Source organism: Novosphingobium barchaimii LL02 (assembly GCF_001046635.1).
In the GTDB taxonomy this organism is placed as follows: domain Bacteria; phylum Pseudomonadota; class Alphaproteobacteria; order Sphingomonadales; family Sphingomonadaceae; genus Novosphingobium; species Novosphingobium barchaimii.
Map to the genome: position 1 here is coordinate 538,903 of NZ_KQ130453.1, position 22,840 is coordinate 561,742.

The 22,840-nt window shown below is 64.7% G+C and carries 20 protein-coding genes; 10 read left to right on the forward strand and 10 right to left on the reverse strand.

All coding sequences use genetic code 11. From position 1 onward, the window contains the following. Positions 1-49 precede the first annotated feature (49 nt). Positions 50-1,576: an MFS transporter gene (locus V474_RS09115; protein ID WP_059151190.1), complete on the forward strand. Its 1,527-nt coding sequence runs from the start codon at positions 50-52 to the stop codon at positions 1,574-1,576. Here V474_RS09115 and V474_RS09120 read toward each other — a convergent pair. After that, the gene (locus V474_RS09120; protein WP_059151191.1) at positions 1,573-1,776 is read right to left on the reverse strand and encodes a hypothetical protein; all 204 of its coding nucleotides are present in this window, start codon (positions 1,774-1,776) and stop codon (positions 1,573-1,575) included. The two genes, V474_RS09115 and V474_RS09120, sit on opposite strands and share 4 nt — an antisense overlap. A gap of 457 nt (positions 1,777-2,233) precedes the next feature. Between V474_RS09120 and V474_RS09125 the strand changes: the two genes are divergently transcribed. From V474_RS09125 to V474_RS09135, 3 genes are all read left to right on the forward strand, one after another. Continuing rightward, positions 2,234-2,440 (forward strand): cold-shock protein, encoded by a 207-nt coding sequence (locus V474_RS09125; protein WP_007684000.1) that lies wholly within the window; start codon positions 2,234-2,236, stop codon positions 2,438-2,440. Positions 2,441-2,522: 82 nt separating this feature from the next. After that, positions 2,523-2,858 (forward strand): DUF6481 family protein, encoded by a 336-nt coding sequence (locus V474_RS09130; RefSeq protein ID WP_043970482.1) that lies wholly within the window; start codon positions 2,523-2,525, stop codon positions 2,856-2,858. A gap of 25 nt (positions 2,859-2,883) precedes the next feature. After that, the gene (locus V474_RS09135) at positions 2,884-3,579 is read left to right on the forward strand and encodes a spermine/spermidine synthase domain-containing protein (protein WP_236710996.1); all 696 of its coding nucleotides are present in this window, start codon (positions 2,884-2,886) and stop codon (positions 3,577-3,579) included. Between the two features lie 36 nt (positions 3,580-3,615). Here V474_RS09135 and V474_RS09140 read toward each other — a convergent pair whose 3' ends face one another. The 6 genes from V474_RS09140 to V474_RS09165 form a co-directional block, all read right to left on the reverse strand. Then, a complete protein-coding gene (locus V474_RS09140) occupies positions 3,616-4,344 on the reverse strand; it encodes a GntR family transcriptional regulator (RefSeq protein WP_059151192.1) in 729 nt (242 codons plus the stop codon). A gap of 6 nt (positions 4,345-4,350) precedes the next feature. Beyond that, a complete protein-coding gene (locus V474_RS09145) occupies positions 4,351-5,241 on the reverse strand; it encodes an N-acetylmuramic acid 6-phosphate etherase (protein WP_059151193.1) in 891 nt (296 codons plus the stop codon). A 28-nt stretch (positions 5,242-5,269) separates the two neighbouring features. Further along, the gene (locus V474_RS09150) at positions 5,270-6,847 is read right to left on the reverse strand and encodes a sodium:solute symporter (protein WP_059151194.1); all 1,578 of its coding nucleotides are present in this window, start codon (positions 6,845-6,847) and stop codon (positions 5,270-5,272) included. Positions 6,848-7,053: 206 nt separating this feature from the next. Beyond that, on the reverse strand, positions 7,054-9,786 hold the full coding sequence (locus V474_RS09155) for a TonB-dependent receptor plug domain-containing protein (protein ID WP_059151195.1): 2,733 nt from the start codon (positions 9,784-9,786) through the stop codon (positions 7,054-7,056). A gap of 133 nt (positions 9,787-9,919) precedes the next feature. Further along, positions 9,920-11,023 carry an anhydro-N-acetylmuramic acid kinase gene (locus tag V474_RS09160; RefSeq protein WP_059151196.1) on the reverse strand — a complete coding sequence of 368 codons (1,104 nt, stop codon included), beginning with the start codon at positions 11,021-11,023 and terminating at the stop codon, positions 9,920-9,922. Positions 11,024-11,025: 2 nt separating this feature from the next. Next, positions 11,026-11,880, reverse strand: coding sequence for a protein phosphatase 2C domain-containing protein (locus V474_RS09165; RefSeq protein ID WP_059151197.1), 855 nt, complete (start codon positions 11,878-11,880; stop codon positions 11,026-11,028). A gap of 117 nt (positions 11,881-11,997) precedes the next feature. Here V474_RS09165 and V474_RS09170 point away from each other — a divergent pair, with 117 nt between their 5' ends. The 5 genes from V474_RS09170 to V474_RS09190 are packed head-to-tail and all read left to right on the forward strand — an operon-like array spanning position 11,998 to position 17,876. Further along, complete coding sequence (locus tag V474_RS09170) at positions 11,998-13,074, forward strand: SIS domain-containing protein (RefSeq protein WP_059151198.1); 1,077 nt, start codon at positions 11,998-12,000, stop codon at positions 13,072-13,074. Further along, positions 13,071-14,222, forward strand: coding sequence for an N-acetylglucosamine-6-phosphate deacetylase (gene nagA, locus V474_RS09175; protein ID WP_059151199.1), 1,152 nt, complete (start codon positions 13,071-13,073; stop codon positions 14,220-14,222). The genes V474_RS09170 and nagA overlap by 4 nt, the downstream gene beginning before the upstream one ends. Further along, positions 14,219-15,298, forward strand: a complete 1,080-nt coding sequence (locus V474_RS09180; RefSeq protein ID WP_059151200.1) for a beta-N-acetylglucosaminidase domain-containing protein — start codon at positions 14,219-14,221, stop codon at positions 15,296-15,298. The genes nagA and V474_RS09180 overlap by 4 nt, the downstream gene beginning before the upstream one ends. A 5-nt stretch (positions 15,299-15,303) precedes the next feature. Next, positions 15,304-17,016 carry a D-lactate dehydrogenase gene (gene dld / locus V474_RS09185; RefSeq protein WP_059151201.1) on the forward strand — a complete coding sequence of 571 codons (1,713 nt, stop codon included), beginning with the start codon at positions 15,304-15,306 and terminating at the stop codon, positions 17,014-17,016. Then, on the forward strand, positions 17,013-17,876 hold the full coding sequence (locus tag V474_RS09190; protein WP_059151202.1) for a BadF/BadG/BcrA/BcrD ATPase family protein: 864 nt from the start codon (positions 17,013-17,015) through the stop codon (positions 17,874-17,876). Before dld ends, V474_RS09190 begins: the two co-directional genes overlap by 4 nt. Positions 17,877-17,900: 24 nt before the next feature. Here the strand turns inward: V474_RS09190 and treF are convergent, their stop codons facing one another. After that, positions 17,901-19,532: an alpha,alpha-trehalase TreF gene (treF, locus tag V474_RS09195; protein WP_059151203.1), complete on the reverse strand. Its 1,632-nt coding sequence runs from the start codon at positions 19,530-19,532 to the stop codon at positions 17,901-17,903. Positions 19,533-19,808: 276 nt separating this feature from the next. On the opposite strand from treF, the gene ppk2 reads away from it, so the two are divergent. After that, positions 19,809-20,723: a polyphosphate kinase 2 gene (ppk2, locus tag V474_RS09200; protein ID WP_059151204.1), complete on the forward strand. Its 915-nt coding sequence runs from the start codon at positions 19,809-19,811 to the stop codon at positions 20,721-20,723. Between the two features lie 105 nt (positions 20,724-20,828). On the opposite strand, the gene V474_RS09205 is transcribed toward ppk2, so the two are convergent. Together V474_RS09205 and V474_RS09210 are read right to left on the reverse strand one after the other, a co-directional pair. Further along, positions 20,829-21,776: a glycosyltransferase gene (locus tag V474_RS09205; RefSeq protein ID WP_236710999.1), complete on the reverse strand. Its 948-nt coding sequence runs from the start codon at positions 21,774-21,776 to the stop codon at positions 20,829-20,831. A 65-nt stretch (positions 21,777-21,841) separates the two neighbouring features. Continuing rightward, on the reverse strand, positions 21,842-22,807 hold the full coding sequence (locus V474_RS09210) for a hypothetical protein (RefSeq protein ID WP_236711002.1): 966 nt from the start codon (positions 22,805-22,807) through the stop codon (positions 21,842-21,844). Positions 22,808-22,840: the final 33 nt, after the last annotated feature.

Consider the following 22,840-nt stretch of genomic DNA (forward strand, 5'->3'; position numbering starts at 1 on the left):
CCGGAAAGCAGGCCATGTATCTTTCAGCCCACGCCGCAGAGGCCCCAAGATGAGGCCGCGTCGGCGCGGCATAGCCTCGGTAAACGCCGAAGTGCGCGATGGCATCGTCCCTGCCGCAGGCTCGCTTGCACGCACGGATGATCTTGGACCGCCGCAGTCGAGCGCGAACTACCGGCTGGTCGCGCTGATCATCGCCTCGGCGCTGTTCATGGAGTTCGTGGACGCCACCGTGCTGGCGACTGCGCTGCCGACCATGGCACGCGATTTCGGCGTCCGTCCGCAGGAAATGAGCGTTGCGCTGACATCGTACCTGCTGGCACTGGCGATATTTATTCCTGCATCGGGCGTACTGGCGGACCGCTTCGGATCGCGCACCGTATTCCGCACCGCCATCCTGCTTTTCATGTTGGGCAGTCTTGCCTGCGGCCAATCTCCGACGCTGGAAACGATTGTCGTCTCCCGCTTCGTGCAGGGAATCGGCGGCGCCATGATGATCCCGGTCGGACGGCTGGTTCTGCTACGCTCGGTGGCCAAGCGTGACATGGTGAATGCGATGTCGTGGCTGCTGGTGCCCGCCCTGATCGGGCCGATCGTGGGCCCGCCGCTTGGGGGCTTCATCGTCACCTATCTTGACTGGCGCTGGATTTTCTACATCAATTTGCCGGTGGGCGCGCTCGGCTTTTGGCTAGTTGGACGCTTCATCGCCAATATCCGCGAGGATGAACCGCCCCGTTTCGATACCTTGGGCTTCATTCTCAGCGGTGTATCTCTGGGCTGCCTGCTGTTCGGCTTCGAGATGGTCAGTCGCCCCGGCGAAGCGACCCTGGCATCGATTTTGGTTGCGATCGGCGCGACTGCCGGCGTGTTCTACATCCGCCATGCGCGCGGCCGCGTCGGTGCGATCCTGGACCTCGGCCTGCTGAGGGACGAAACTTTCCGCCTTGCCGTGATAGCCGGTTCGATCACCCGTATCACCCAGGGAGCGCAGCCGTTCCTCTTGCCGCTGATGATGCAGGTGGGCCTTGGCTTTTCGGCCGCGCGCAGTGGCACGATCACCGTGGCAACCGCGATCGGCTCGCTCGCCATGAAAAGCATGGCGCAGCGGGTGCTGCGTCGTTTCGGTTTCCGCCGTGCCCTGATCTGGAACGGCGTTATAGCTACAGCGGGCTATGCAATTTGCGGGCTGTTCAGCGCGTCCTGGCCGGTGTGGGCGATGTTTTGCGTCCTTGCCTTCTCGGGTTTTTTTATGTCGTTTCAGTTTACCGCCTATAACACGATCGCATACGCCGGCGTGGACAAGCAACATATGAGCAGCGCTACAGCCTTCTATTCCACCTTCCAGCAACTGATGCTGTCGCTGGGCATTTGCGTGGCGGCGGTGGCGCTGCACCTGGCGATGGTCGTCAACGGCAACGCGGCGCCGACGATGAACGATTTCTCGGCGGCGTTCTGGGTGGTCACGGCGATATCGCTGTCCGCCACGCTGTGGAACTTGCGCTTCGCGCCCAATGCCGGTGCTGAGATCAGCGGGCACGCGGAGGCGCAAGCGGATGAGGGTGAGCGCTCGGCCGCTTAGTGCAGACGCGCCTTGAGGATTGGGCGCAGCGGACAATTGACCACACTTCGCTTGCCGTTGAGGTCTCCGTAGATAGTGTAGCCGTAGGCGGTGATCTTGACCTTGGCGGCCATGGCGGGGGCGATGAAGCCGACATCGCGCGAACAGTCCGCCGCTGCACGGATGGGGATAGGACCTGGCGGGATTCGCCAATTCGGCACTCGCCCGATTTTCGATTGAATTCGCTGAGAGCCAAATGTTTCCGCAGCTTCGTGAAATCCCGCCGCATGACGGACGCTCGATACCGATGACTTTGATGCGACGCGCGATGCGGGAGCAGGCTTTGTGGCTCGGCGGCGATGAGGGGATCGGCCAAAGCCGGGCAATCCCGATGCTTGACGGGGCTGTATGAGGGGCGGCGAGCTTGCGGCGATTTACCGCGTCACGCCTGAGATCATCCGTGAGCCGCGACGGGTGCCGGATTTTTTCACGTCATGCGAACCATTTCACACCAGTCATGGCTATCTGCAAAGAATGTGCTATGGGCGTCGACGCTGATGTCGCCATCGACGGATATCGGGCCGCTTCAGCTGCTCCCTTTGTCCCTTAGTTGCTTCGCGAAGCCGGGATGCACCACGTTGGTGTATGCCCGCCAACCTCGGACAAGGAATGCGTCCCATGATTACCGGAAAAGTAAAGTTCTTCAACGCCGACAAGGGTTATGGTTTTATCGCGCCTGAAGGCGGCGGTGACGACGCTTTCGTGCACATCTCGGCTGTTGAGCGCGCTGGCATGCGCACCCTCGACAAGGAACAGCGCGTTTCTTACGAGCTGGAAACCGATCGCCGTGGCAAGACCTCGGCCGTCAACCTTCAGCCGGCCTGAACGGTTTAACGGAAGCGGCGTACCTGAAAGGTGCGCCGCTTTTCCGATTCAAGATGATCAGAAGAGAATTAGGTAGCAGTTGATGGCAGGATACAAGGAACCGGGCATTCAGGACCGGGTGAATGCCGCCGCGCAGGCTCGGGCGAAGGCTCTTGAGCTGCTGAAGTCGAAGGCCCCGATCGACCCGGCCGTGCAGGCAGAGCGTCTGGCGAAGGCCGCCGAACGCGAGGCCGCTCAGGCCGCCAAGCGTGAGGCCACCAAGGCCGCACGCGAAGCAAAGATTGCTGAAAAGGCTGCGAAGGCCGAGCAGGCAAAGCTTGACGCGATCGCGGCTGCCCCGCCTCCCGAACTTACCGAAGCCGAACGCAAGGCGGCTCGTGATGCGAAGTACGCTGCGCGCAAGGCACGCCGGAAGTAAACTGACACTTCCGAAAGGTGCCGTGATGATCGAGCCAATGCTGCAGCCAACGGCGGAAGACGAACTGATCGGCACCGCTCGCGTGCCCGACGGCGTGGAGCTGAAGCTCGTGCGCAATGGCGCCGACTTCGCCATCCTTCTCGACCGCAATGAGCTGATGAGCACCGACATCATCGCATCGGAAGAAGCGCTCGCGACGATGACGTGCGAGCGTCTGGGCGACCGCGCAGCGCCGCAACTGCTGATCGGTGGTTACGGTATGGGCTTCACCCTGCGCGCCGCGCTCGCCGCCCTGGGCGACGATGCGAGCGTGACGGTGGTGGAAATCGTCCCCGAAATCATCGAATGGGCACGCGGCCCGATGCGGGAACTGACCGGCAATTGCCTGGAGGATCCGCGCGTCGTACTCGTCGGCGACGATGTCGCGATGCTGATCGACACGGCACGGGACGCTTACGACGCGATCCTGCTCGACGTCGACAACGGCCCGGAAGGGCTCACCCGGCGCCTGAACGATCACCTGTATTCACCGCATGGCTTGAAAGCTGCCATGTTGGCGCTGAAGCCCGGCGGTGTTCTTGCCATCTGGTCTGCCACTCCCGAGCCCAAGTTCACCGTGCAGCTGGCGGAAGCCGGCTTCGAAGTGCAGGCGCTGGAAGTGAAGGCCTATACGAGCGGCAAGGGCCACGATCACATTATCTGGTTTGCCCGGAAGGCCTGAGGACGGTCGAGCCGGTCCACACCGGCTCGCACAGTTTCAGACTTCGTTGAGCTCCGTGACGAATTCGTAGCGGTCGCCGCGGTAGACTGAGCGGGTGAATTCGACGATGCGCCCGTCAGGGATACGGGTCTTGCGCTCGATCCGCAGCACCTCGGAATTCTGCTCCACACACAGGATCCCGGCCTCGGTTGGCGTCGCCAGTGAAGCGCGTACGCGCTGGGTGCCGGATGTGGGGCGAAAACCGTGGCTTTCCAATGCCTGGTAAAGCGAATCTCCCAGACTTTCGAGGTCCGGCATAAAGATGGCCGGAATCACCGCGTGTTCTATCGCCAGCGGCTCACCGCCAGCCAAGCGGACTCGGCCTAGACGTGCGACCTTTGCCGTCGTCAGGACATTGAGCGCGGAGGCTTCTTCTTCGGTGGGCTGGGCGTAGGACTTGTAGATCCACACTACGCCCGGGTCTTCCCCGCGTGATCGGGTGTCGTCGGAAAAGCTGCTGAGCTTGGCACCCGGCGCCTCGATCCGGCGCGCCACGAACGTGCCCGAGCCTTGCTTGCGGAACAGAACGCCTTCATCGATCAGCTGTTCGATGCCCTTGCGCACGGTAACGCGCGACATGCCCGCCATTTCGCTGAGATCGCGTTCGGAGGGAAGGGCGCTGCCCGGATCGATGCCGCCGCTGCTGATATGCTCGCGCAGGGACCGCGCAAGCTGCAGGTACAGCGGCGTCCCTTCGTCACTGCGAGTCCAGGCAATGTCACGCATCTTCGATCAATCTCGTCTTTCCAGGACCTGCAGGACTTCGCGCAGACTACCCCCGTGCGCCTCAAGGAGAGCGCGTCCTTCTTCGAGGGGAAGCCCCATGGCGACGATGACGCCCAGACGGATTTCTCCGCCCGCCGTCTCGAGCGCGCGAGCCGCGACGGCGGGGTCCACTCCGGCGATATCCTGGACCATCCCGCGCCCACGTTGCAATAGCTTCGCATTGGATATGCGCATAGCGACCATTCGACCCTGATAGACCAGCCCCCGCCGGATCATGATCGCGGTGGAAAGCAGGTTGAGCACGGCCTTCTGCGCGGTGCCAGCCTTCATGCGGGTGGACCCGGCGACGACTTCGCTGCCGGTTACGGCGACGATGGCGTGCTCGGCCCGTTCGCCCAGCACCGATCCGGAGTTGTTGGCGATGGCGATGGTCAGGGCGCCTGCTGCGCGGGCCTGCTCGATGGCAGCGACGGTGTAAGGCGTGCGGCCGCTGGCAGCGACACCGATCACCACGTCCGCTGGGCCGACCGCGTGACCGATGATCTCGGTGCGCCCTGCCTCGATATCGTCCTCGGCGTTTTCATAGGCCTCGGTGAGCGCGCCTGCGCCGCCGGCCATGAGGAAGATCATCCGCTCCATCGGCCAGCCAAAAGTGGGGTAGAGCTCGGTGCCGTCCTGCACGGCAAGGCGACCCGAAGTGCCGGCACCGACGAAGACCAGCCGGCCGTTCTCGCCAAGGCGCTTGGCCGCCTCCTCGGCCGCGCGGGCGATGGCCGCGGTCTGGGACTGGATCGCGGCGATGGCCGCCATCTGGCCGTCGAGCATCGCTTCCACCGCCAGTTCGGTCGGCCAGAGGTCGAGGTCGAGATAACGGGGGTCGAGGGTTTCGGTCTTCATGATTTTCCTGGTGTCCGCATAGGGCGCATCAATGTTTGGAGGTCAGAGCCTGTTGCCCCGTGCCCGCAGGCGCGGCGCAGACCACGAAGGCCACGAGCGTACCGATGCAAAGCTGGAAGGGAAACGAAAGCCCGTTCAGGATGGTCGGCAGGCCCAGCGCATGGGCGATCCCCGGCTGCAGCAGCAGGATGGTGACGAAGCCCACCAGCAGCGAGGCGATGACCGATCCGGTATTGCCGCGATTGGTAAACAGTGCGGTGAAGTACACGCCCAGCAGCCCAGCATACGTGAACACCATGACCTGGAGCGCGAATTCCAGCAGGCCCATGCTCGAATACCGCTGCCAATAGAACGAGACGATCGCCATGAGGAACATCGCGAAGCCGATCACGCCCATCCCGGCGCGTCCGGCCTGCACGTAGTGATGCTCGGCCACCGGAGCGACATTGGCGGCGCGCTTCTCGCGCCAGGGGCGGTAGAAATCCTGCACCAGCACCGAGGACATCGCATTCAGCGCCGAGTTGGTGGTCGCCACTGCCGCCGCGCAGATGCCCACGGTCACCAGACCGCGCAGGCCGCCCGGAAGCTGGGTGAGGATATAGTGCATGAAGATCGAGATCTTCTCGCCGCCGAACTCGTTGCCCGCAGCCGCCGTGGCGCCGCCCATCAGGTCGGGCCGGTCGTAGAAGATGTAGAGCAGCAGGCCGATGACGATGAACATGCCGACCACCGGCACCGTCGCGATGACCGAAAGGTAAAGGCTGCGCGCGCCGGTCTTGGCGTCCTTGCACGAAAGCAAGCGCTGCGTGGTGTCCTGGTCCATGCCGGCGTTGGCGATGTAGAGCAGCGCCAGGCCGGTCACGATCGCCAGCATCGAGAACGGACGCGACAGGTCGAACGAGAAGTCGAAGACCCTGAGCTTGTCGATACCCTCGGGCGTGTTGGACAAGCCCGCGATGATGTCGCCGGTCGAAGCCGGGATCGACATGCGCAGGAATACCAGAACCGCGATGGCAGAACCAAGATAGACGACGAATTGGATGAGGTCGTTCCACAGGACCGACTTGAGGCCTCCGACGAAGGTGAACATAACGCTCGCCACGACCAGCACGGCCGCCGCGATCATGATCCCCTGCGCCTCGACGGTCCCGGTAATGACCATAGCCAGCGCAATCGCGGCAAGATACACGCGCGCACCGCCCGCAAACACCCGGCCGACGAGGAACATGCCGCCCGCCCAGCGGGTCGCCTTCTCGCTGAAGCGCAGCGTCAGCAGTTCGTAGGCGGTGGTCGCCTTGATCGCGTAGAAACGCGGGATCATCACATGGGCCACGAAGATCGCGCCCATCAGGCCCCCGATATTGCCGCTGAGATAGGTGAGGTCGCCGTGGTAGCCGTAGTCCGGACCGCCGAGGAACGTCGCGGCAGACTGCGTGGCCGACAGCACCGAGATCGCCGCCAGCCATGCGGGCACGTTGCCGCCGGCGAGGAAATAGTCGTTCGCGGTTTCGGTCTTGCGCGGCGTGAAGATCCAGCCTCCGGCAAGGAGCAGCAGGAGATAGGCGGCGATAACCAGCCAGTCCGCCATCGTGAACGGCAGCATCATCGAACTATTCTCCGGTCAGGCCAGAACTACGTCGTCAGGCCCGCGATTTAGAGCGTTTTCTAATCAGGCGAAATCACCTGACGACTCAGAAAACATGGTAAAACATAACCTTGAAACAGATACCTCGACACAGCCGCATGAACTGTTCCAAGAAGCGAGCGCCCGGCCGGAGGAGGATGGCCGGGCGCTACGCAGGTTTGACGTCCTTAGATGTGCGCGGTCAGCGAGAAGCCGAACGTGCGTCCAAGGATATCGTACGTGTCGGGGAAGGTGTTGAACACGCCTCCCGTCGACACGCGGGGGGGATTCTTGTCGAGCAGGTTGTAGACGCCCGCGCTCATCGTGACGGTCTCGGTGAAGTCGTAAGACGCCGAGAGGTCGAATGTGTTCTGCGCCGAAATCGTCTCGGTGGAACCGGCCGTGCTCGACTTGACCTTGCCGATGCGCTGCCAGTCGAACTGGATCACGCCCTTGTCGAACAGCATGCCGACGCCGACCGTGTGGCGGTAATCGGGCTGAACCAGCGTGGTGCCGTCGCTGGAGCAAGTGGCGCCGAACGTGCCCTTGCACTGAATCGCGGCGACGGTGGAGTTCGCCTGGATCTTGTACGAGGTAACGATGTTGCCCTGATAGCTAAGGCGCAGACCTTCACCCGGCAGCCAGTCCTGGCGCAGCGTGTAGCTGGCACCGATGTCCAGACCGCGCTGGAGCAGGCGGCCCAGGTTCTGGTTATTGACGTAGGCGTCCTTGAAGGTGCCGTCCGAGTTGCGCGTCACCAGGCCGCACAGCGGATTACCGGCGGTGGGGTTGGTGATGTAGCAGCTGGTGATCGCGGCGATGGGCTGGATCACGCCGACAGCGCCCTTGAGGTCAAGCTCGTACCAGTCGACCGTGATATTCAGGCCGGGCAGGAACGTCGGGGTGAGTACGCCGCCGATGGTGGTGGTGTAGCCCGTCTCCGGCTTGATGTCCGGGTTGCCGCCGTAATAGTAGTTGCCGGTCAGGTAGCTGGCGGCGTTTGAGTTTGCTGAACCGACGGCTGGTGCGCCCAGCCTTGCGCATTGCGCAGCGTCGCCGGTGCCCAGAACGCAGGGGTCGCCGCCGTAACGTGGCTTCAGGCGGTCCACGGTGACCAGGTTGTTGAATGGCAGCGACGAGGTGCTGGCGGCGAACTCGCCGAAGTTCGGGGTACGCAGCACGCGCTGATAGGTGCCACGCAGACGCAAGTTGCGGTCGACTTCCCAGTTGCCCTCGACCTTCCAGGTGCCGTGGGTGCCGAACAGGTTGTAATCCGATAGGCGGTAGGCGCCGCCCACGTCCAGCTTGCGGATCAGCGGCAGGTCGCGAAGGACCGGGATCAGGACTTCTCCGTAGAGTTCCTTGACGTCGAACGAGCCGCTATAGGCAGCCTGCACGCCCTGGCGGTAGGTATTGCCGGTCAGCAGCGCCGTGTCCTGGGTGATGCTTGCGGTCTCGCGGCGGTACTCGGCGCCGATGGCGAAGCCGATCGGACCGGCGGGGAGCGAGAACAGTTCTTCCAGCGTGCCGCTGAGCGTCGCCGCCGTCACGAACTGGTCGCGCTTGCGGTTGAAGCCGTTGATGTCGCTACCCAGCGCATCGCCCAGCGCCGCATTCGGGCCAAAGATGTTCACGGTGTTGACGATCGCGGCGAAGTTGTTCGCGCCGGCCGCGTTGCTGACAAGGCCGTCGCCGGTAATCAGCGTGTTCTCGGTCGAACGGCCGTACTGGGCGTAGAAGTTCCACTTGATCGCGCTGGTAAGCGGGCCGCGCAGGCCGGTCTGGAGTTGCAGGGTGTTGCGTTCTGTCTCGTAGTTGACGAGGCCCAGTTCACCCAGCGAACGCGCGACGTTCACCTGCGCCGCGCCGTTGACGAACGTAAGTTGGTTGCGGATCGCATCGGTAAGGAACGGGTTGCTCTCGCTGATCGAGACGGTGCGGTTGACCGAAGCCGGGGTCGCGCCGGGAGTGCCGGTCTCTTCGGTGCGCGAATTTGTGTACATCGCGCGGCCGTAAATCTCGATCTGCGGCGTGATCTCGTACTTGTAGAGCGCGGCGACGTTGATGCGCTTGAGCGGCGAAACCAGCGGATACTGGTCGGAGATGTTCGAAGTCGCCGAAGGGTTGGTGCTGAATTCGCCGCTGTCGCTGAAGCCGAACTTGCGTCCGCTCGCCACGTCAGTGAAGACGCCGCCGAGGCTGGGGATGGTCTGGTTCGGCGTTGCCGCCCAGTCACGCTTACCGGCGCGGATCAGGTCGCGCTGGGTGTAGTCCGCCGCGATGACGATGTTGCCGCGGTCGCCAAGACCAGTGCCCATCATCAGCGAGCCGCCGTACTGCGCGCCGCCATGTTCGGACAGGCGCGAGGTCGCGGTGCCGCGAATGCCGGTGAACTCGTCGTTGAGGATGAAGTTGACCACGCCCGCTACCGCGTCTGCGCCGTAGACTGCGGCGGCGCCGCCGGTCAGCACGTCGACACGCTTGATGAGCGAGGCGGGGATGGCGTTCACGTCGACCGAGTTACGGAAGCTGAAAGGCGCGGCGCGGGTGCCGTCGATCAGGACAAGCGAGCGGCTCTGCCCGAAGTTTCGCAGTTCGAGAACCTGGGCGCCGAATGCGTCGCTGCCCTGCGAACCCTGGCGAACACCGCCGGAAAGCTGGGGAATCTTGGTTGAGAAGTCCTCGATGGTCAGCGCCGACTGGAGCTTGATCTGCTCTTGACTGGTCGATGCGACGGGGCTGCTGGAGGTCAGGCCCGGAACCGCGATGCGGGTGCCGGTGACGACAATGTCGCCGCCCTGGGCTGCATCGTCAGCTGGCATCGCATCGGTACTGGACTGCGCGAATGCGACGCCGGGTGCCTGCGCGAGAGCGAAAGCCAGCGCTGCCAGTGCAACGGCCTGCCTGTTTGACTTAACCATTAGGAACTCCTCACTTTTCCATATTCCCTGAACCAGATCACTTGTCGTTCTGGTGCGACCCGAAGACTCGACGGTGTAATCTTTTATCGGCGGTACCTATGTAGACCTGTCACGGATTTGTAAATAGGTGGTATCAGACCACTTCAACAATCTTTGCAGGGTGCCAGATCGTCCCGCCGGTCAGCGGGCGGGGCGTCCCGGTGGTGCCAGGGAAGGTCAGCGGCAACCCGCGCAAGCTGCGCGCTGCGAGGAAGGCCATCGCCTCTGCCTCGATGAAGTCACCGCGCAGGCCTACATTGTTGGCCGTGCGGCAATCGCCAAGGAGGTCGCGCAGCGCCTCCATTAGCGTGGGATTGTGGCTCCCCCCGCCGCAGACGATCCAGACTTTCGGCGGGCTTGGCAGGGCCTGCGCCGTCAGTGCCACAGCTGCCGCGGTGAAGGCCGTAAGCGTCGCGGCCGCATCCTCCAGCGACCTTGCGGCGGCCCATTCGAGCGGAAAGTCGTAGCGGTCAAGCGACTTCGGGCCTTCTCCCCGGAAATGCGGGTGGGAAAGCAGGTCCGCCAGCACGCCGGCATCGACCGTTCCCGCCGCCGCAAAGCGCCCGCCGTCGTCATAACGCCCGGCGCCTCGGGCCTGCACGACCTGGTCGATCAGCCCGTTGCCGGGGCCGGTATCGAAGGCGATCAGTTCGCCGTCAGCGCTGATCCAGGTGAGGTTCGCCACGCCGCCGACATTAAGAAACGCAACGGGGCCAGCCAATCCAAGCCGCTCCGCCAGCGCGGCGTGATAAGCCGGAACCAGCGGCGCACCTTGCCCCCCGGCCATGAGATCGTCCTGCCGCATCTGCGCGACCACCGAGACGTCCAGCGCATCGGCGATGACCTGCGGATCGCCGATCTGCACGGTGATCTGGCGTTCCGGCCGGTGTAGCAGGGTCTGTCCGTGAAAGCCGATGAGGTCGGGCGCACGCCCGGCCTGCGCGATCACCGCGCGCCCGGCGCGGATATGCGCGCCCTCGATAACCTGCGCGGCGGCGGCGAAGGAGGCAGGCGTATCGCCGTAGCCATTCCACGCCAGTGCATCGGCAGTCGCGCGCTCGATGGCGGCGCATTCGCCCGGCGAAAACGCCATCATCGCTGACGCCCCGAAGGCTTCGATCCGCTCCCCGTCCGTCTCGACGAGCGCGACATCGACGCCGTCCAGCGACGTTCCGCTCATGTAACCCATGACCAGCATCGTTACGTATCCTTCCAAATGCAAACGACAAGGCTGGCATCGTCATGCGGCTTCACGCGCGTGAAACGGCGCAGCGAATCGGGCTGGCGTTCAAAGTCGCGCAGTCGCTCGATCCAGCGCGCCGCATCTTCGGCGCCAGAAATGGCGAGCATGTCAGCAGGCGTAGCGGCATCAAAAAGCTCGATGAGGCGCAGGAAACCGTCACTGGCGATGGCGAAGCGTTGTTGCGCGCGCAGCGGTATCCGGGTCTGCCACACATGGTCGGCGGCGGCAGGCTCGGTGCCCAGCACCCAGTAGCCGCCCTCGCGGTTCATCAGGCTGCGGTTGGCGCGCAGCACCGGCATAAGCTGCGCCTTGAGCGCATCGGGCGTGACGACGGGGGCGGCATCGAGGATCGTTTTGGCCGCTGCCAGCGTGCGCGCCTCGATGGCATCGAGCGTGGAAACGCCGAAAAGTCGGGCCTCACCGGCCCCGCCGAGCGCGGCGACCCGGCAGTCCGCCAGCGTCGTGAATTCGGCCTCGCCTTCGATGATGCGCACCATCGCGAAGGCGGCGGAGGGGTGCTCATGCGGCTCGGCGGCGGGGCGAACCTGCTCTCGCTTCAGCGCCTCGGCGCAGCGGGTCATGACGGTGCGTAGCACTTCGACGGTCGGCAGTTCGGGGCTTAGCGTCAGCACTTCGCCAAGGAGGCGGCTCGCGGTCTGCGCCAGCCATGAAGCGTCCGAGGGCGCGTCCAGCAGTGAAGCGCCGATGCCGGTGGCGCCGTCGATCACCCAGGCCGCATTGCCGTGGTGGCCCACCGCATCCTCGTTGACGCTGCCCTGTCCATCGGACACGGCGGTTTCGATCTTCAACATGGTTGCTCCCAAGGTTCGACCCTCATGCGAACCAGACCGGTATCATCAGATGCGTCAAAAACAAAACCACTTTAATGCCACTTGTGCCAAAATGCGAAAGTGGTATCTGCCCTAGGCATGACATTGACGACCCCTAACACGGCATTGGAGGCACCTATGGACCAGACCCAGATGGCCCGCGAAGCCCGCGAAGCACCGGCGCTCTGCGCGCAGCAGCTGCGCCTCAATGCCGATCTCGTGCGCGATGCCGGTCGGCAGCTGCGCGACCTCGCCCCGCCTTTCGCGGCGACGCTGGCACGCGGCAGTTCCGACCAGGCGGCGGCCTTCGCCAAGTTCCTGCTGGAGACCCACGCGCGGGTGCCCACGCTCAGCCATGCGCCTTCGGTTGGCTCGCTTTACCACGCGACTTCGGCGAATTTCCGCAATGTACCACTGATCGCGATATCGCAGTCCGGCCGCAGCCCTGACCTGCTGGCCGCCGCCAAGGATGCGCGCGAACAGGGTGCGATCGTCATCGCTGTGGTCAACGATGCCGCATCGCCGTTGGCGCAGCTGGCGCAGATCGTCATCCCCGTCCACGCCGGACCCGAAACCAGCGTGGCGGCGACCAAGAGTTTCGTGTGCATGCTGGTCGCGCTCACCCACCTTGCCGCCGAGTGGAGCCAGGATGAAGCGCTGCTCGCCGCGCTGGAAAGCACGGGCGAAGTGCTCGAAACGGCGGCCATTGCCGACTGGACCGATGCCGTCACACTGTTGCAGGATGCCAGCGAGATGCTGGTGCTGGGCCGCGGCCCGACCCTGCCGATCGCGGGTGAAGCCGCGCTCAAGCTGAAGGAGACGTCCAGTTTGCACGCGGAAGCCTTCAGCATCGCCGAAGTGGCGCATGGCCCGATGACGCTGGTGGGCGAAGGCAGCGCCGTGCTGGCACTCGCGCCGCTAGACGTGGCGCGCACCGGCCTGCGAGACCGGCTCGCAGATTTCGCCGCGCGCGGTGCGCATGTGATTGCTGCCGGGGCGCCTGAGGACGTGGCGCCTGCCGGTCTGGTACTGCCTTCGCGCACCGACGTGCACCCGGTTCTGGGTGCCATCGCCCAGATCCAGAGCTTCTACGGCCTTGCCAACGCGCTCTCGCTGGCGCGAGGCCGCAACCCCGACAGCCCTCCGCATCTCAACAAGGTAACGCGTACCCTATGACCGTTCAGGCTCTTACCGGCGCGCGCATCGTTCTGGCCGACCGGGTGGTGGAGGGGCAGGCCCTGCTCCTCAAATGGGGCCGCATCGTCGGTCTCGCCGCGCAAGGCGCTCTGCCCGATGGCTGTGAGGTGCAAAGTCTGGGCGGGGGCTGGCTGCTGCCGGGCTTCATCGATACGCAGGTGAACGGCGGCGGCGACGTGCTGTTCAACGACATGCCCAACATCGAGGGCATTCGCGCGATTGCCGCCGCGCACCGCCGCTATGGCACCACTGGAATCCTGCCCACGCTCATCAGCGATTACCCGCAGGTCGTCGAAGCCGCGATCGAGGCGGGCGAGGCGGCGCTGGAGGCCGGGGTTCCGGGTGTGCTGGGCGTTCATATCGAAGGCCCGCACCTCAACGCCGCGAAGAAGGGCATTCACGACCAGACGCGCTTTTCGGCCATCGACGCGGCCGTCATCGCCCGGCTTGCGGCCCCCACCACCGGCCGCCGCATCGTCACCATCGCGCCGGAGCTGGCTCCCGAGGGCACCGTGCGCGCGCTGGCAGAGGCCGGAGTGCTGGTCTGCGCCGGGCACAGCCTTGCCGATTATGACCAGACCCGTGCGGCGCTGGCCGAAGGACTGGTGGGCTTCACCCACCTGTTCAACGCGATGACGCAGTTCCTCAGCCGCGAGCCTGGCATGGTGGGCGCGGCGCTGGAGGACCGGGCGAGCCATTTCGGCTTGATCGTTGACGGTCTCCACGTCCACCCCGCCGCCCTGCGCGTGGCGCTGCTGGCGCGCGGGATCGACGGCGCCATGCTGGTGACCGACGCGATGCCGCCGGTGGGCGGTCAGATGGGCCGTTTTTCGCTGATGGATCAGGATATCGCCGTGGTCGACGGCACCTGCCGCGGGCCGGGCGGTACTTTGGCCGGATCGGCGCTGAGCATGTCGCAGGCGCTGCGTAACGCGATGGACATGCTGGGCTGCGATATCGTCGCCGCCTCGCGCATGGCCAGCGGTAACCCCGCGAAGTTCCTGCGCCTCGACGACGAAATCGGCACCATCGCGCCGGGTCTGCGCGCCGACCTAGTACACCTGTCGGACGACCGGCTGGTGCGGGCGACGTGGATCGGCGGCGCGCGTGAGGACACCCGCGAATGACAACGCAGTTCAAGGTGCCCGAACTCGGGCTGATAGAAGGGCGCTTCGGCCGCATCTGGACTGATGCGGAGCGCAGCTACGTGGTGCAATCGCTCGCCGAGGCGGGCTATGCGTTCTACCACTATGGACCCAAGGCCGACCGTGCGATGCGGCGCGAATGGCGCACCGGCCATGACACCGCGAAGACCGACGCGCTGATGCGTCTTTCGGCCGAATGCCGGGGGCTGGGAATGCGCTTCGGCATGGCGATTACCCCGGTGGGATCGACCCACCCGTTCGACGACGAGGCCCGCGCCGACCTGACCCGCCGGGTGGCTGACCTCGACGCGATCGGTGTCGACGACCTTGCGGTGCTGTTCGACGATCTGCGCGGCGACATGCCGCAGCTTGCCGCGCGGCAGGCGGAAGTGGTGAACTTCTGCGCCGGGCTGACCGGGGCCACGCGGGTCTACACCTGCCCGACGTATTACTCCGACGATCCGGTGCTGGATCTGGTGTTCGGGGACCGGCCGGAGGATTATCTCGGCGATCTGGGCCGCGCGCTCGATCCGGCCGTGCAGGTCTACTGGACCGGCGAGGAAGTCTGCTCGCGCGAGATCGGATCTTCACACCTTGAGCGGGTGGCGGACGAGCTTGGACGGCCAGTTTGCCTCTGGGACAACTACCCGGTGAACGACGGCGCGCGCATGTCGCGCTTCCTGCACCTGCGTGCCTTCACCGGGCGTCCGGCGCGGATTGGGGAGCATGTCTCGGGCCACGCGATCAACCCCGCGATCCAGGCGCATCTCGGCTGCATCCCGGCGCTGACCCTGCCGATGCTCTACGCCGATGGTGACGACTATGCTTACGGCGAGGCTTTCGGCGTGGCGGCACGGCACTTGCTGGGCGATGAGTTCGCGGCGATGCTGCAGCAGGACCTTCCCGCCCTTCAGGACGTGGGTTATGAACGTCTGGGCGCACGGGTCGATCGCCTGCGCGCCCGCTACGGCGCCATCGACCACCCCGCCGCGCGGGAGATCGTGACGTGGCTGGCCGGCGAAGACCTGATGACCGACGATGAGGTCCAGACGCAGTAAAAGCCATGCCAGACACCCGCGACACGCAGCTTTTGGCCGCCTTGCGCGGCGCGGTCGGCAAGCGCCATGTGCTTACCGCAAGCCGGGCCACGGCGCGGTTCCGCAAGGGCTATCGCACCGGCGACGGCCCGGCCATCGCGGTGGTGCGCCCCGGCAGTCTGGTGGAGCTGTGGCGCACGGCCAGCGCCTGCGTGGCGGCAGATGTCTCGATCATCATGCAGGCCTCGAACACGGGCCTGACCGGCGGGTCGACGCCTGACGGCGCGGACTATCCCGGCGGGCTGGTCATCATCAGCACAACGCGGCTCGGCGGTCTCGCGGTCATCCGCGAGGGCGCGCAGGTATTGTGTCAGCCGGGAACCACGCTGCACCGGCTGGAGCAGGCCTTACGTCCCTATGGCCGCGAGCCGCATTCGGTGATCGGATCATCCTGCCTTGGCGCGTCCGTGGTGGGCGGTGTGTGCAACAATTCGGGCGGTTCACTGATCCGGCGCGGGCCTGCCTATACGCAGCTTGCCCTGTTTGGCGAGGTTTTGCCGGATGGAACCCTGCGCCTCGTCAACCACCTCGGCATCGCGCTGGGCGATGAGCCGGAGACAATCCTTTCACGGATCGACAAGAGTGCTTTCACCGAGGATGACATCGACCCGGCGAAGGACAAATGGGCCCACGACCATAGCTATGCCGACCATGTGCGAGACATTGAAAGCGAAGTGCCCGCCCGTTTCAACGCCGATCCGCGCTGCCTGTTCGAAGCTGCGGGAAGCGCCGGCAAGCTGATCGTCTTCGCCGTCCGCCTCGATACCTTCGCGCGCGAGGATGAGACCACCACCTTCTACATCGGCACCGCCGAGCCCGCTCGCCTGACAGAACTGCGCCGCACGATGCTGCGCGATTTCGATACGCTGCCGATCGCGGGCGAGTACATGCACCGCACCGCCTTCGACGTGGCCGACCGCTATGGGCGGGACATGTTCTTCGCCATCGAGCGCCTCGGCACCGATCGTTTGCCGGCGCTGTTCGCCGCCAAGGCGCGGGTGGATGCAGCCATAGGTGGAGGCCTCAGCGACAGGTTGATGCAATGGTCCAGCCGCTTCATACCGGACCATCTTCCCGAAATGATGCGCCTGTACCGGGACCGTTTCGCGCATCACCTGATCCTCAAGGTCCCGCGCGGACAAGTGGAGGCCGCGCGCGAACTGCTGGCGCGCCTGTTCCCCGGCGGCAGCGAGGGCGACCACTTCGAATGCACCGCGAAAGAAGCCGCAAAGGCGTTCCTTCACCGCTTTGTCGCGGCGGGCGCCGCCGTGCGCTACCGCGCCGTCCATGCGGACGAGGTGGCGGATATCGTCGCGCTTGACATCGCCCTGCCGCGCAATACCCGCGAATGGGTGGAACAGCTTCCCGCCGCCCTAGAAGCGCAGACGATCCATGCGCTCTATTACGGGCACTTCTTCTGCCAGGTGTTCCATCAGGACTACATCGTGAAAAAGGGCACTGATCCACTGGCCTTCGAACATGCGCTGTGGGCGCTGCTCGACGAACGCGGCGCCCAGTATCCGGCGGAGCACAACGTCGGCCACCTCTACGTCGCGCGGCCGAGCCTTCAGGAATTCTACCGCAGCATCGATCCGCACAACCAGCTCAACCCGGGTATCGGGCACACGCCGCGAGGGCGCGACTGGACCGATAACGCCGCAACCGGAGACCACCCATGACCTATTTCCTTGGCATCGATGCAGGCGGCAGCAATTGCCGCGCCCGGTTGGTCGACGCGGCCGGGGCGGTCATCGGCCACGGCAAATCCGGCACCGCCAACGCCCGCATCGGCATGGACGCGCTGTACGAGACGCTGCTGGACACCGTCGACCAGGCCGTCGCCGAAGCTGGCCTGAGCACCGCCCAGCGCGCCACCATCCATGCCGGCATGGGCATCGCCGGAATGACCCGCCCCGGCGTGCGTGAGGCTTTGGCCGAGCTGGACTTCGGATTTGCCTCCACCGCCTATTCCACCGATGCACTGATCGCCAACCTGGGCGCGCACGGCGGACAGGACGGCGCGATCCTCATCATCGGCACGGGCAGCGCCGCGCAGGTCCGCCTGAACGGAGATGACTTCACCATCGGCGGCTACGGCTTCCCGATCTCTGACGAGGGCAGCGGCGCCGCGCTGGGCCTTTCGGCGATGCGTCACGCCCTGCGCGCGCTGGATGGGCGGACCCGCAAGACCCCGCTCAGCGCGGCGGTGACCGAGCGTTTCGAACATGATACCGCGCAGGCCATCGCCTGGATGGATCAGGCCACCCCGCGCGATTACGGCACGTTCGCGCCGCTGGTCATGGACTATGCCGAAGCCGACGACGCCATCGCCCGTTCCATAGTCGAACACGCGGCGGGGCACATCGAGCGCTTCATCGAGACGATCTTCGAGCGCGGCGCCACCCGTTGCACGCTGGTTGGAGGGCTTGCCCCGCGCATCAGCCCCTGGCTGCGCTGGCGCACGGTAGAGCGTCTGAGCGAACCGCTGGGCGATTCGCTGGACGGCGCACTGCGACTGGCAGGCTTTTCGCCCGCCTGATGCGGCGCGGCGGTTGCGGCCTGATCAGTTCTCGGTAGCCAGTTCGGGATACTTGTCGAGGATGGCGCTGGCCACGCCGTTGGTCCATCCGAAGCCGTCCTGGACCGGATATTCCCCGCCGCCGCCGGGCGTGCGGGTTTCGATGTTGTACTTCTCCAGCATCTTGCCGGTTTCGCCGTAAGCGCTGCGGACCGTACCGATCCAGCGCCGGGCGATATCGCGGGCCAGATCGTCGTGGCCGGTTTTCGAAAGCCCCTCTATCGCCACCCATTGCAAAGGTGCCCAGCCATTGGGTTCGTCCCACTGCTGGCCGGTGGAAAGGACGGTCGTGCGCAGGCCGCCTTCGGCCAGAAGCACGCGCTGCGTGGTGGCCGCAACCGCCCTTGCCTGCGCGGGTGAAGCAAGGCCGACGAACAGCGGCTGCAAGGTGGCGGCGCTGGTCACTGCCGTGGGCCTGCGCGCGGCCATGTCCCAGTCGGCAAAGCGCGATTGGCCGGGCTGCCACAGATAGCGGTCGATCGCCTTCTTTCGCTTCACGGACAGCGCGTCGAACTGGCGGGCGCAGGGCTCGTCGCCCGCTTTCGCACACCGCTCGGAAATCCCGCGCTCCATCGCCCACATCAGGCTGTTGAGGTCGATCGGTACGATGTCAGTGGTGTGTATTGTCGCCAGCGAGCCGGGTTTGGCCAGCCAGCGAGATGAGAAGTCCCAGCCGCTTTCGGCGCCTGCGCGCAGGTCCCGGTATACATCCGCAGCGAGGCGGGGTGCCGCCTCGGCCGCCGTCGCCACATCTTCGGCCCAGGATTCATCGCGCGGGGTGTCGCGGTCGTCGTAATAGCGATTGAGCAGGCTGCCGTCGGGCATCTTCACGACGCGCAGGCACGCTGCTTTTCCCTTCACGCATCCGGCGCCTTTCATCCAGTACTCGTGCTCGGCGCGCAGGGCGGCCAGCCGGCGCGCGGCGACGATCGGATCGGTATTCTGTGACAGGTCCAGCATCAGCGCATAATACGGCGGCTGCGAGCGGCCGAGGTAATAAGTGCGCGTACCGTTGGGAATGTGGCCGACCCGTTCGATCAGGCCGGTGAAGTTCTCGAGCATCGATTCCACAAGGGGCTGCTGGCCGTCGAGGCGCAGGCCCAGCATCGTGAAGTAGCTGTCCCAGTAATAGATTTCCTGGAACCGTCCGCCCGGCACCACATAGGGCGCTGTCAACGCCAGGGCGGAGCTGCCCGCCGGCACCGCTTCAGGCTGGCGGACCAGTTGCGGCCACAGCTTTCGGATATGATCGCGAAGGCCGCCGCGGTCGTTCTGCCCGCGCACGGTAAAGTTGGCGAGAACGAAGGTCTTCAGCGCCTCGCCGGAAGGTCTGTGGGCCAGATAGTCTGCCATGATCGCATCGGGATCGCGCCGGGGAACGGCATCGGCGAAGGTTTTGCCATCGGCAAAGACACGCCCACTCTGCACCGCTTCGAAGAGCGCGCCGTAGCGCAAGGCAGGACTATCCTTTGGTTCGACCGGGGAACCGGGCAGGGTGTCCACGCGGGGACGGTCTTCGGCCGGAATCGGCGCGGCGGATCGGGATGCGGCGGATTGGGCCAGGGCAGGTCCGCCACTGGTGAACAGTAGTGCGGCGATCAGCCAGGTCGATTTCATTGCCTTCCCCCAGTTTCGCGAGGCGGCTCGGCCCTGCGCATGACGGTCTCCCCTATCGGAAGTCGTCACGCGCGCACTGGTTGCCAGACAGTTTAGTATTTCCAGTGCGAACGGGGCGCGCAGCAGGTTGCCCCGGGCACGACCGGAGCGGCGTTCGTTCCATAAACGGCTGCGGCCGCTGTTCCCGCAGGGGACGGGCAGCCTGTGAGGGCCCGTAACCCGGCTGTCATGCAAGTGCGGCAGAAACGATATGTCACGAACACGAGGATTCCAGCGATGAACCCGCCCCATGGTTTCGAAATGGACCGCATCAAGGCGGAAATCGCCGACAGCTTCGACGAGGAGCTGGAAATGGAGATCGACGAGAGCCGTCTGGAATCGCTTCTGGACGAGATGTCCGAACATCCCGAGCAGGCACAGCTCGACCGCCGTATCTATTTTCGTGAACTTTTCCGCCTCCAGCACGAACTGGTGCGCCTGCAGGAATGGGTTCAGTACAAGGGCCTGAAAGTGGTGGTCCTTTTCGAGGGCCGCGATTCTGCTGGCAAGGGCGGCGCTATCAAGCGCATCACCCAGCGGCTCAATCCGCGCGTGTGCCGGGTCGCGGCGCTGCCTGCTCCCAGCGAGCGCGAGCGCACCCAGTGGTACTTTCAGCGTTACGTCGCCCACTTGCCCGCAGCAGGAGAAATCGTGCTGTTCGACCGCAGTTGGTACAACCGCGCGGGTGTGGAGCGGGTGATGGGCTTTTGCGACGAGGGCGACGTGGAGGAATTCTTCCGCTCGGTCCCCGAATTTGAACGGATGCTTGTACGTTCGGGAATCGTCCTGCTTAAATACTGGTTCTCAATCACCGACGACGAGCAGCAGTTCCGCTTCAACATGCGCATCCATGATCCGCTCAAGCAGTGGAAGCTCTCTCCGATGGACGTGGAATCGCGCCGCCGGTGGGAGGACTATACCCGCGCCAAGGAAGCGATGCTGGAGCATACGCATATTCCCGAGGCGCCGTGGTGGGTGGTCGAAGCGGTGGACAAAAAGCGCGCTCGGCTGAACTGCATCGCGCACCTGCTGGAACAGATCCCATATGAAGACGTGCCCCGCGCGCCGGTGGTGCTGCCCGACCGCGTGCGCAACAGCGATTATATCCGCCAGCCGGTGCCGGAAGAACTCTACGTACCTGACGCCTTCTGAACTCCATCCGCCCCTGATCCCAGGCATGGTCAGGGGCAGTTCGGTCTTAGATGGCTGGCGACGGCGCGGGCGACGATTGTGCGCTAAAGTCGCTTCGGAAACGCGCTATTTATACTCGATGAGCACCATCTTGCGCGCGCGCAGGCTGGTCCACCAGAACCCGAGCTGCCCTACGCAATGGGGCACTTTACCCAACACGATATGCGTTGCATAGATCGCCCCGGAGCGGCGATAGACCCGCCACCACAGCGCTGGCCACAAAAGCCAGAACGGCGGAAGCGCCCAGAGCAGGTTGCTCACCACATGCTTGAGCAGCTTGGGGTCTTCGGCTCCGCGGCGGTGCCAGGCCTCGGCCCCGGCATAGCCACTGCGCCGGTTCCTTTGCCACCATTGCCACCATGTGGTCATAGCGACGTCATGCAGCGTCATCTCGTCGGGCAGGCGGACGATCTTCCAGCCACAGCGCCGCATCCGGTGGCACAGGTCATCATCCTCTGCCGCGATCAGCCCTGCGTCATAGCCGTCTACCTCCAGCATCGCCTCGACCCTGACAAGCGCATCACCGCCGCAGCTGTCGACAGGCCCTGCGAGGCCATCCCACTCGATGTCGCAGACGTGGTTGAAGACGGTGCGATCGGGATAGCGTTCACGTCGGCGGCCGAAGACAACGGCGGTGCGCGCGTCCTTTGCGATCCCTGCCAGGCCAGCGTCGATCCAGCCGATATCCAGTTCGCAGTCGCCGTCGATGAACTGCACGAACTGCGTGTCCGGCCACAGCGCTTTTAGCCGCGCGAAGCCGGTATTGCGACCACGCGCGGCCGTGAAGGGCTGAGAGGAATCGAGTTCGATAACCTCGACCCCCAGGGTGCGTCCCATGGCGGCACTGTCGTCCTTCGAACCGGAGTCCACATAAACCACTCGCTCGCAAGCGCGCTTCGCCGATAGCAGGCAGGGCGGGAGCCTGTCCCCTTCGTTGCGCCCGATCACCACGACGCCGACGGCGGCGCCCCTTGGGGCACCGCCGTCGGCAGCCTGATATTGCATACTCGACATCGCGCACTCATCCTGTTTTGCAAGCAAGTATGCGCCGCCCTCTGCGATGAAGGAGGCGGGACGGTTCAGATCGGAGCGGGAGGGATCAGTTTCAGCAACGTCGGCAAAGCCTCCTGCCAAAGCGCGCTTGCCCGCTGGCGCAGGGACAGGCCGCTCGCCAGCGCGGCGATTTCGCGCCGGCTCAGGCCCGATCGCTCGCAGAAATAGGGGTGCCGCGTGAGGTGCGCGAAATAGCCGTAGAACAGCGCAGCGCGGTCCTTGTCGTAAGTCGGCGCGCCTCGATGAAAGAAACGCGCGGTGTCAGCGAACACCACCGTTCCGACCGGCCCGGTGCAGCTGACGATGCCTTGCGCATAATCAGCGCCCAAACGCTGGATCAGAACTTCCTCGGTGCCAAACTCGAAATCGTAACGATCATCCACACCTTGCGATTTGTCGACCCGGCTGATCAGTTCGAACGGACCGCCGCGGTCGGTTACGTCAGTGCAGTAGACCGCGAGCTTGATCATCTTGCGATCTTCGCGGTCGCGATGCCACTTGCGCGGGCCAAGCTCGGTTCCGTCAGCCACCGTGTAAATGAGCGCCATGCCATCGTAGGCAGCCGGCAAGCCGATATAGGCCTCGGCGATGTTCAGAAGCCGCTCGTCGAGCCCCCAGTGGAATATCTCCGGATTTTCGAGCGTTGCGGATGTCGGAGCGCAGATAAATTCGCGCCCGGCGCTGGCCTCTCGCCGAGCGCTTTCAGTGTATTCGCTCGCGACTTTTTGCGCCGCCCGAAGCATTGCTTCCGAGCCTTTCAGGCCCAATGCCTCAAGTGAGGTCACGAATATCCCGTCACGCTCCAGCCCCTCCACTATCTCCCGGTCGATCCCGTCCAGTTTTGGCAGCGAAGGCCGATAGGCTTCCAGCGCGTCGTGATAACGCCGCCAGAGCCGCTTGCGGATCACCGGCGTGTTGGAGATGTTGAAGGCCAGCTTCGCAGGCCTGTCTCCGAGGCGGCTCAGGATTTTCTGGGCAAGGGACTTCGACATTCCGAATCCTTCGATACGATGAACCTTGACGAA

Coding starts and splice junctions, on each gene's coding strand:
- treF (WP_059151203.1), bottom strand. CDS start 19,532: ATGAAATCGACCTGGCTGATCGCCGCACTACTGTTCACCAGTGGCGGA.
- V474_RS09140 (WP_059151192.1), bottom strand. CDS start 4,344: ATGCGTGACATTGCCTGGACTCGCAGTGACGAAGGGACGCCGCTGTAC.
- V474_RS09160 (WP_059151196.1), bottom strand. CDS start 11,023: ATGCTGGTCATGGGTTACATGAGCGGAACGTCGCTGGACGGCGTCGAT.
- dld (WP_059151201.1), top strand. CDS start 15,304: ATGCCAGACACCCGCGACACGCAGCTTTTGGCCGCCTTGCGCGGCGCG.
- V474_RS09165 (WP_059151197.1), bottom strand. CDS start 11,880: ATGTTGAAGATCGAAACCGCCGTGTCCGATGGACAGGGCAGCGTCAAC.
- V474_RS09145 (WP_059151193.1), bottom strand. CDS start 5,241: ATGAAGACCGAAACCCTCGACCCCCGTTATCTCGACCTCGACCTCTGG.
- V474_RS09205 (WP_236710999.1), bottom strand. CDS start 21,776: ATGTCGAGTATGCAATATCAGGCTGCCGACGGCGGTGCCCCAAGGGGC.
- V474_RS09180 (WP_059151200.1), top strand. CDS start 14,219: ATGACAACGCAGTTCAAGGTGCCCGAACTCGGGCTGATAGAAGGGCGC.
- V474_RS09130 (WP_043970482.1), top strand. CDS start 2,523: ATGGCAGGATACAAGGAACCGGGCATTCAGGACCGGGTGAATGCCGCC.
- V474_RS09155 (WP_059151195.1), bottom strand. CDS start 9,786: ATGGTTAAGTCAAACAGGCAGGCCGTTGCACTGGCAGCGCTGGCTTTC.
- V474_RS09135 (WP_236710996.1), top strand. CDS start 2,884: ATGATCGAGCCAATGCTGCAGCCAACGGCGGAAGACGAACTGATCGGC.
- ppk2 (WP_059151204.1), top strand. CDS start 19,809: ATGAACCCGCCCCATGGTTTCGAAATGGACCGCATCAAGGCGGAAATC.
- nagA (WP_059151199.1), top strand. CDS start 13,071: ATGACCGTTCAGGCTCTTACCGGCGCGCGCATCGTTCTGGCCGACCGG.
- V474_RS09210 (WP_236711002.1), bottom strand. CDS start 22,807: ATGTCGAAGTCCCTTGCCCAGAAAATCCTGAGCCGCCTCGGAGACAGG.
- V474_RS09115 (WP_059151190.1), top strand. CDS start 50: ATGAGGCCGCGTCGGCGCGGCATAGCCTCGGTAAACGCCGAAGTGCGC.
- V474_RS09190 (WP_059151202.1), top strand. CDS start 17,013: ATGACCTATTTCCTTGGCATCGATGCAGGCGGCAGCAATTGCCGCGCC.
- V474_RS09125 (WP_007684000.1), top strand. CDS start 2,234: ATGATTACCGGAAAAGTAAAGTTCTTCAACGCCGACAAGGGTTATGGT.
- V474_RS09170 (WP_059151198.1), top strand. CDS start 11,998: ATGACATTGACGACCCCTAACACGGCATTGGAGGCACCTATGGACCAG.
- V474_RS09150 (WP_059151194.1), bottom strand. CDS start 6,847: ATGATGCTGCCGTTCACGATGGCGGACTGGCTGGTTATCGCCGCCTAT.